Source organism: Neptuniibacter sp. (genome assembly GCF_024231755.1).
Lineage (GTDB): Bacteria > Pseudomonadota > Gammaproteobacteria > Pseudomonadales > Balneatricaceae > Neptuniibacter.
This window is the reverse complement of record NZ_JAAEQH010000377.1, coordinates 1-8566: the sequence shown is the minus strand read 5'-3', so window position 1 is coordinate 8566 and position 8566 is coordinate 1. Positions and strand designations below refer to the sequence as shown.

9 protein-coding genes are annotated in these 8566 nt (G+C 45.2%); 7 read left to right on the top strand and 2 right to left on the bottom strand.

Annotated elements, in window-relative coordinates; all coding sequences use genetic code 11:
* Positions 1 to 83 precede the first annotated feature (83 nt).
* The 3 genes from GY843_RS20910 to lhgO all read left to right on the top strand — a co-directional run bounded on the left by GY843_RS20910 (position 84) and on the right by lhgO (position 4826).
* Entirely contained in the window at positions 84 to 1112 is a 1029-nt protein-coding gene (locus GY843_RS20910) for a TAXI family TRAP transporter solute-binding subunit (RefSeq protein ID WP_297312617.1), read from the top strand.
* A 288-nt stretch (positions 1113 to 1400) separates the two neighbouring features.
* Positions 1401 to 3557 carry a TRAP transporter fused permease subunit gene (locus GY843_RS20905; protein WP_297312616.1) on the top strand — a complete coding sequence of 719 codons (2157 nt, stop codon included), beginning with the start codon at positions 1401 to 1403 and terminating at the stop codon, positions 3555 to 3557.
* 69 nt (positions 3558 to 3626) lie between these two features.
* Positions 3627 to 4826: an L-2-hydroxyglutarate oxidase gene (lhgO, locus tag GY843_RS20900; protein WP_297312618.1), complete on the top strand. Its 1200-nt coding sequence runs from the start codon at positions 3627 to 3629 to the stop codon at positions 4824 to 4826.
* Between the two features lie 19 nt (positions 4827 to 4845).
* Here lhgO and GY843_RS20895 read toward each other — a convergent pair whose 3' ends face one another.
* Positions 4846 to 5037 carry a hypothetical protein gene (locus tag GY843_RS20895; protein ID WP_297312615.1) on the bottom strand — a complete coding sequence of 64 codons (192 nt, stop codon included), beginning with the start codon at positions 5035 to 5037 and terminating at the stop codon, positions 4846 to 4848.
* 176 nt (positions 5038 to 5213) lie between these two features.
* Here GY843_RS20895 and GY843_RS20890 point away from each other — a divergent pair, with 176 nt between their 5' ends.
* Positions 5214 to 5858, top strand: coding sequence for a hypothetical protein (locus GY843_RS20890; RefSeq protein WP_297312614.1), 645 nt, complete (start codon positions 5214 to 5216; stop codon positions 5856 to 5858).
* 88 nt (positions 5859 to 5946) lie between these two features.
* Entirely contained in the window at positions 5947 to 6363 is a 417-nt protein-coding gene (locus GY843_RS20885) for a hypothetical protein (protein WP_297312613.1), read from the top strand.
* Positions 6364 to 6524: 161 nt separating this feature from the next.
* Here the strand turns inward: GY843_RS20885 and GY843_RS20880 are convergent, their stop codons facing one another.
* Positions 6525 to 6938 carry a hypothetical protein gene (locus GY843_RS20880; RefSeq protein WP_297312612.1) on the bottom strand — a complete coding sequence of 138 codons (414 nt, stop codon included), beginning with the start codon at positions 6936 to 6938 and terminating at the stop codon, positions 6525 to 6527.
* A gap of 185 nt (positions 6939 to 7123) precedes the next feature.
* Between GY843_RS20880 and GY843_RS20875 the strand changes: the two genes are divergently transcribed.
* The gene (locus GY843_RS20875; protein ID WP_297312611.1) at positions 7124 to 8032 is read left to right on the top strand and encodes a LysR family transcriptional regulator; all 909 of its coding nucleotides are present in this window, start codon (positions 7124 to 7126) and stop codon (positions 8030 to 8032) included.
* Positions 8033 to 8243: 211 nt separating this feature from the next.
* Positions 8244 to 8566, top strand: a 323-nt coding sequence (locus GY843_RS20870) for a hypothetical protein (protein WP_297312610.1), incomplete at its 3' end; no start/stop codon positions are given.

Sequence of the window (8566 nt, the reverse complement as noted above, 5' to 3'; positions counted from 1 at the left end):
ATTTTGGCGAATTGGCACCCCCATTGCTATATGAAATACGGATTAAAAACTAAACCTCAAACTGACTAAAAAGGGTACTGAGGATGACAATAACAAAACGTACTTTCATTAAAGGCATGGGCTTGGCCCTGGCGATGAGCACTGCAATGGGCACTGCAGGTCTGGCACAGGCGGCAGAGAAGCGTTCCTATATTTTGGCAACGGCTTCTACCGGCGGTACTTACTATCCGGTAGGTGTAGCACTTGCAACGCTGACTAAAGTAAAGCTGGAGCCAAAGCACAAAATCTCCATGTCTGCGATCAACTCTGCTGGGTCAGGTGAGAACGTCAAACTGTTGGGTGAGAACGAAGCACAATTTGCGATTCTTCAGGGTTTGTATGGCGCATGGGCTTGGTCCGGTGAAGGTAAACTGAAAGAAGCTGGTGCTCAGAAAAATCTGCGTTCTGTTTCTATGCTGTGGCAAAACGTTGAGCAGTTTGTTGTTAAGAGTGACTACGCTAAGTCAGGCACTATCTCAGATATCTCTGCCTTTAAAGGCAATAAATTCTCCATCGGTAAGAAAAACTCCGGTACTGAAGGTTCTGGCCGTACCATTTTGGGTAACCTGAATGTTGATGCTGATAGTTTTAATCTGGCACACATGGGTTACGGTGCATCCGCTGATGCGCTGCAGAACGGCACTATCGATGGTATGAACATCCCATCAGGTGTTCCTACTTCCGCTATTACTCGTGCTTATGCTGCGTTGGGTAGCGATATTACTGTACTGAACTTCACTGATGCGCAGATTAAAGAAGCGAACGGCGGCTACAAACTGTGGACGCGTTATGTAATCCCTGCGAACACTTACCCAGGTCAGACAAAAGACATCCAGACTATGGCACAGCCAAACTTCCTGGCGGTACGTGACGATGTATCTGAGGAAGATGTATATCTGCTGACAAAAACTGTTTATGAAAATCTGCCTTTCCTGAACGGTATTCATAAAGCTACAAAGGCGATGGCACTTGAGAAAGCGATTGCTGGTTTGCCTGTTCCTTTACACCCAGGTTCAGCGCGTTATTACAAAGAAATGGGAATTGAGATACCAGAACATCTAATTGCAGACTAAACTGTAGGAGTTGCCTGGGGAACCCCATAGGATTTTGAGGGTCTATTCCTTGTAACTCCTTGGCACTGTAAAGTGTTCAAACCGGTGCAGGCTTTGCTACCAGCGAGGCATTGACCTGCACCACTCTCTATACCCGGATTAATTCCTTTACCTTTTTAGCGACTAAGTTTTTACAGCAAACCGCTTCGTTATTTATTACAAACGAAGTCGGAGTGTTTTGCTGTGCAAATTTTTCGACCATAACAGCTGATTACAAAGCTGACCGGAACACCAGAGCGAATAATAAAAATGGCAACAGATACGACGATGACAACTGACCAGGATGTAAGCGAGAAGCTTAAAAGCCTGGAACTAACTAACCGCCCTGAAGATTCAATGGCGGGGCGTTTTATCTATTGGATAGGTGTGGCATTCGCCATTCTTCACATTTACTTCAATACATTGGGTACATGGTCAGAGCTTTATGTTTCTGCCATCCACTTTGGTGGCTTTGCACTGATCTGTGCGTTGATGGTGCCTGTATTTAAAGGGGGCAACGCCGCCAAACAGAAATTGGGCTTGGTTCTGGATGTACTGTTGGGCATAGCCGCAGTGGTTTGTGCTCTGTATCTGATCGGTTTTGAAGATGCGCTCTATGATCGCGGTGTTAAGTTTGCGCAGTGGGATTGGGTGTTCTCTGTTTGTGCGATCTTTATTGCGCTGGAGATGGCTAGACGTACCACCGGCTGGTTTATCCCGTGCTTGATTTTAGTGGCGCTTACCTACGTATTCTGGTGGGGCAAACATATCGATGGCATCTTTGGCTTTGCAGGCCTTAGTCTAGAGACCTTGCTATACCGTTCCTATTTCTCCTCGGAAGGCATGTTTGGTCAGATCGCTCGTATCTCCTGGACCTACGTATTTATGTTCATCCTGTTTGGTGCGTTTCTGGTTAAATCAGGGGCAGGGGACTTTATTATTGATCTGTCCCGTTGTGCTGCTGGACGTTTTGTCGGGGGGCCGGGCTTTGTCGCAGTACTGGGCTCGGGTCTGATGGGGTCAGTATCTGGTTCTTCCGTAGCGAATACCGTATCAACCGGTGTTATCACCATTCCATTGATGCGTAAGGCGGGTTTCCCTGCACGTTTCTCCGCAGGTGTTGAAGCAGCCGCTTCAACAGGTGGGCAGTTGATGCCACCCGTGATGGGGGCGGGGGCATTTATTATGGCCTCTTACACGCAGATCTCTTATCTGGATATTATTGCGATTGCAGCACTACCTGCGTTGCTTTACTTCCTTTCTGTTGGCTTCTTTGTTCGTGTTGAAGCTAAACGTAGCCACGCCCATGCGGTTGAACTGGATACTCGTCCAATTGGTGAGGTATTTAAAGAGGGCTGGCACTTCCTATTGCCGCTGGTGGTTCTGGTTGCACTGTTGATCTATGGATTCACGCCAACCTATGCGGCGGGTCTGTCCATTATCTCTGTAATTGTTTCTTCATGGTTGTCGAAACATCCAATGGGCTTCAAGGATATCCTTGATGCGTTAGCGCAGGGCTCCAAAAATATGGCAACAACGTCAATGCTGCTGATCTCAGTTGGATTGGTGGTGAACGTGGTTGCGATGACGGGTATCGGTAATACCTTCTCGTTGATGGTGACAGATTGGGCTGGTGGTAGTTTGTTCATCACACTAGTTCTGGTCGCGCTTGCTTCCCTTATTTTAGGTATGGGCCTGCCGGTAACAGCAGCTTATATCGTATTGGCTACACTCTCAGCGCCTGCTTTATACGGTCTGATGGCGGAGAGCCGACTGATCGATCTGATGGTGGCGGGAGGTCTGCCTGAAGCTGCACGTATGATCTTTATGTTGGTTGATCCTGAGAAAGTCGCTCTGCTGACAGCTCCGATGTCTGAAGCAGACGCTAAAGCAATGCTGGCCTTGGTTCCAACAGATTTTAAAGGTCAGTTGATGGAGCAGGCAATGCCAGCAGAAACACTGGCGATGATTCTGCTGTCTGCGCATATGATCATCTTCTGGCTATCTCAGGATTCCAATGTGACGCCTCCTGTTTGTCTGACAGCATTTGCCGCTGCTGCAATCGCTAAAACGCCACCAATGGCAACCGGGTTTACTGCATGGAAAGTAGCTAAAGGGCTTTATATTGTTCCGCTACTGTTTGCGTACACCAACTTTATTGGTGGTACCGCAACAGAAGTATTCTCAATATTTGTCTTTGGTGTTTTCGGGTTATATGCTTTCGTCGGTTTTATGGAAGGTTTCCTGGAAGGCAAACTGAATATTCTGTTCCGGATCCTGTGTGGTGTTTGTGCCGTGGTACTGCTCTGGCCGCACGGAGGTTTAATGCTGAACCTGATCGCGATAGGTGTTTTCGTAGCGATCTTTTTGATCAGCCGCAGAAATGCAGATGATAATTCGGTGAGTGCCCAGCAGACCAGCGTCTAATCTGGAACTCAATTTGGAAAGGCAAGTGTGACTGAAGTAGCGGTTAAACCTCTTATGTCAGAGAAAAAGATCTACGATTTTATTGTGATTGGTGGTGGTATTCTGGGAATGTCTACTGCGATGCAACTGCAGAAAAAGTATCCAGGAAAGTCAGTGCTGGTGGTGGAGAAGGAGAGTAGCCCTGCTCAGCATCAGACAGGTCACAACTCCGGCGTGATCCATGCGGGGGTTTATTACAAGCCAGGAAGTCTGAAAGCCAAATTCTGTAAGGAAGGTAATCAGGCGACCAAAGCGTTTTGTCGTGAACATGAGATCCCTTTTGATGAGTGCGGTAAGCTGCTGGTGGCTACTGATGCGCAGGAACATGAGCGTATGAAGGCGCTGGTTACCCGCTGCGAAGAAAATGGCATCGAAATTGAGGTGCTGGATCAGGAGCAACTAAAACAGCGTGAGCCAAATATCGCAGGAGTCGGCGCTATATTTGTACCATCCACCGGTATTGTCGATTACACCCGTATCACGGAGAAGATGGGGGAAATGGTCAAAGAAGAGGGTGGGGAGATCCGTTTCAACACTGAAGTTACCTCGATTGAAACTTTCCACGACCGCGTGACAATCTTTACTGACAACGGCCGCTTCCAGTCCCGTTATCTTGTTGCTTGTGTAGGGCTGCATTCTGATCGTATTGCGGAAATGATGGATCTGGAGCCCGATTTCCGGATTATCCCGTTCCGAGGCGAATACTTCCTACTGGATGAACAGCATAACCAGATAGTTAATCACTTGATCTATCCGATTCCTGATCCAGATTTGCCTTTCCTGGGTGTGCATCTAACTCGAATGATTGATGGCACGGTTACCGTAGGCCCTAATGCGGTGCTCGCGTTTAAGCGTGAGGGTTACAAGAAAACGGATATCAGCCTGCAGGATAGTTTCTCAATGCTAACCTATCCGGGCATGATCAAACTGTTGATGCGCCATTTTCGTGCCAGCATCAATGAGTTGAAAAACTCGCTGTCAAAATCAGGTTATCTCAAACTGGTTCAGAAATACTGCCCTTCGTTGCAGTTGAACGATCTGAAGGCCTACCCTGCAGGTATCCGTGCTCAGGCGGTTTCCAGTAATGGGGACGTGGTAGATGATTTTCTGTTTATGAATACTCAGCGATCACTGGTGGTATGTAATGCGCCATCTCCTGCTGCGACTTCAGCAATTCCTATTGGAAAACATATTGTGGAGAAGCTTTCTGAGCTGGTGGTTGATGAATAGTTAATGGGTATCGAATTCATTAATCATCGGAAGGTGTCAAAGTGATAAGCTCGCTAGGATTGCGGGCTTGAGCATGTGCAACTAGAAATTGTTTACACACATTGCACCAGTCAGCTGATTCTGACTTACCCAGATCTTCCAGCTCTTCTAACGTTAGATTGCCTTCTGACTCGAAAATCACTTTCGTGCACTTCTCGCAATGCTTCATCATTCTTCCTTAACTATTTCCTAACTTAGCTATTAGCCAATACTAATGTATTGTTACACACTGTTTTATAAGAAATATTCCTATTTTTTATAAAGTTATCCCAAAGTTGAAGGAGGAAAATTCAACTTTTTCGTGTTACACATAACTAGAGAGTTTGTTGTATATCGTGGGAGTTATAGATGGGAGCTTTTATTGCAGGGATACTTATCTTCATAGCCTTTATCGTTTTGATTCGCCACAGGAAAAGAAAGCGTACCCAGCACCGTGAACAGTTGATTGATAGTTACCGCTTCCCTGATCGAATCAGTGAAAAGCTAAAACAGAGCTATCCCCACCTAACCGATGAAAACATAGCTCAGGTTATTCAGGGGCTACGAGAGTATTTCCATATCTGCAATATGGCTGGCAAACGTAGAATGGTAGCGATGCCTTCCCAGGTTGTGGATCTAGCCTGGCACGAGTTCATTCTTTTTACACGACACTATGAACTTTTCTGCAAACAGGCGCTTGGCCGTTTCCTTCATCATACACCTGCCGAGGCGATGCAATCACCGACTCAGGCTCAGGATGGGATCAAAAGGGCCTGGCGCTTGGCCTGCACCAGAGAAGGTATCAATCCGGAATCACCCGCAAGACTGCCCCTATTATTCGCACTGGATGCCAATTTGGGGATTAAAGACGGTTTTACATATGTCCTGAACTGCAAAAAACTTGCTGATAACGGTTACTGTGCCAGCCATATCGGTTGCGGCGGAGGATGTTCAGGCGGCTGCGGTGGTGATTCAGATTCCGGCTGTAGCGGTGGAGGCTGCGGCGGGGATTAAAAGCTTCTCTGTATTAAGAGAAGGGGTTCAGAGCCGATTCAGTTACACTGTTTATTATTGCCCAGATTATTTTTTTTAAGGAATAGTTATGTTGAACAACGCTGTTAAAACTGTAGGTATTATTGGTGTTTCTACGCTGTTTATCGTTGGTTGTGGTGAAGAGGAAAAAGCGCCGGTAGCTGTTCCTGAACAGGCTCCAAAAGTGGAAGCGCCTGCACCTGAAAAATCAGCAATGGATAAGATGAAGGAAGGAGCAAGCCTTACACTCGAAGGCGCTAAAGAAAAAGCTACTGAAGTAGCTGATCAGGTTACAGAAAAATCCTCAGAGATCGCTGAAAAAGCTGGAGATGTGGTTGCTGATGTTTCGCAGAAAGCAAAAGATATGACTGCTGAAACAGTTGATGCTGCTAAGGAACTATCTGATGAATCTATGGATAAAGCCAAAGAATTAGCGGATAAAGCTACTGAAATGGCTAAAGAAGGGGTTGAAGCTGTTAAGGAGTAGACGCAGGTTCAAAACTCAGTGGTTGATCTGACTGTAATTGTCAGATCAACATGTCTTAAAAAAGCCAGAAGCAGACGTTTGAGGCTGCCAGAGTTTGTGTTTTTTTCTTACAGAAAAGGGGGAGACATCATCGAGACATGTGTACCCCATGCTACTGCAGTTCAGGCGCTTATTTTCAGAAGCCGTGTAAAATTTGTTGTTGGTTGATCCTTCCTATTTTCTATCGTGATACATTTTCTAGCTTGTTGATTCACAAGAAGAGCTATCCTGGACGGGATAATTACCTGACCAAAACCAAGGTATTTATAGTGTGAAATATTTGAGCTAAAAAAGTTTTGAAGATCCTGCACCAGCGCCTTAACAGTCACGCCATGATTGGCCAAAATGCTTTCTATCGTTGGTAAATTGCTCATATTGTATTCACCAAAGTAAGAGACTCTAGACCGTTCAATTGCATGTTCCAGTCCATGAGGGTTTACCCCTTGCCTCGTATTCTCGAAGCAGCGTAATAGTTCTAATTCTAAATCTAAAGAATACACATCATGAACAAGTAAGATATTTTCTATCGTAGACATCGTCATACCCTCCTGATTCTCTGCCCTATGCTCTACATAAAGCTGCTAAATAGCTTTTAAGGACGTATCAACCTATTGATAAATTCGCCGACTACTTCACGGCTTTGCTTACTTCTTATTGACAAATGTTAGGAGAGATATATTAATTAAACAATAACCATTTAATTGACTAACTGTTTAATAATATGAACAATCTAAAATTGCTCGCACCATTACTGACATTTGCGGAAGTAGTTAACAAACAGTCCTTCACACTAGCTTCACAAAGCCTAGGGATGAGTAAATCTGCAGTGAGTCAGCAAGTTAAGCGATTAGAAGAGCACACAGGGCAACAGCTGTTATCTAGGCACACAAGGGGGATGTCATTAACTGCTGCTGGAGAACGCCTATTAGCTCGGTGTGAGTTATTACAGGAACAAGTTGCTTTGGCGTTTGATGAAATTGCCTATAGCAAAGAAGAGCCATCAGGACCATTTGCTATTACTCTTCCGCATTCTTGCGAAACAAACATTGTTATTCCTGCGTTAAACCAGCTCTGCACAGAGTTTCCAAAAATAGAACCTAGGTTAGTTGTGACAGATCAAACTCAAGATTTAATCCGAGATAAATTAGACGTAGCAATTTACGCAGGTGAGCTAAAAGATAGTAATTATCGTGCTCTTCCTATTGGGGCATCAGATGAAGTGTTTTGTGTCAGTCCAATTTATCTACAAAAACATGGCCCAATCGAAGCATTAGACGATGTTATGAAACAACGCTGGATCTCTGCTCCATGGCAAAGAACACCCATTACTCTCCGCAATAAAAGAGATCTTGGTGATGAACTTCAACTTGATTTGCATAGTACCCTTGAGACCAACACATTAACTAGTACCCTTGATATGGTGCTGCGTGAAATGGGGATAGCTCTGCTCCCTGAATTTGTTCTGAAAAATGAGTTTAAGAATGGACGCTTAGTGAGGTTGCTACCTGAGTATCATGGGAGGCACTGGCCTTTCCACTTGGTGCATCGATTCCATGGAGAAAAGCCCGCACATATCACTCGTTTTCATCAATTAGTGAAATATTTCTTTGGAAAAACTGACTTGCAGTAACTAATTCTAATGCCTGCTCTGTGCCGTCAGTTGACCAATTCTGCTAAATCAACTTCGGGTATTCGAAACTATGAGATAATAAAACTCGATGATTTTTCCGTCTCCCTACGGATTTATGAACTTTTACTATTGGTTAGGTTCTATAGAACACTGTTCTGACCTAGAATAGTTAAGGATTCTCACTCGCACAGCATACGATAAGATACAAGTAATGCAGGTAAAACTCTCACAATTACATAAAGCGATTGCAGCACTATTGATGCTGTTTTTTGTCGTTTATTGTTCTGTGGGTGTATGTACCAATATGCTTTCATCGTCTTTACCCCCTGTGAAATCAGCTACTGCAGAGCCTGCTCATGCTCATCACCACCAGATGGCGAGTAGCGGTACTGTGCAACAGCAGGCAGGGCATTGCGAAGAATCTGGGAGTTGTGAGTGGAGCATCAATCCGGTTGCCGACCCTGTATCTTCTCTGGATTCACCGGCGGGCTTTTTCCTTGCCTATCTGGTAACAGCGGTTTGTGCGCTATTTCT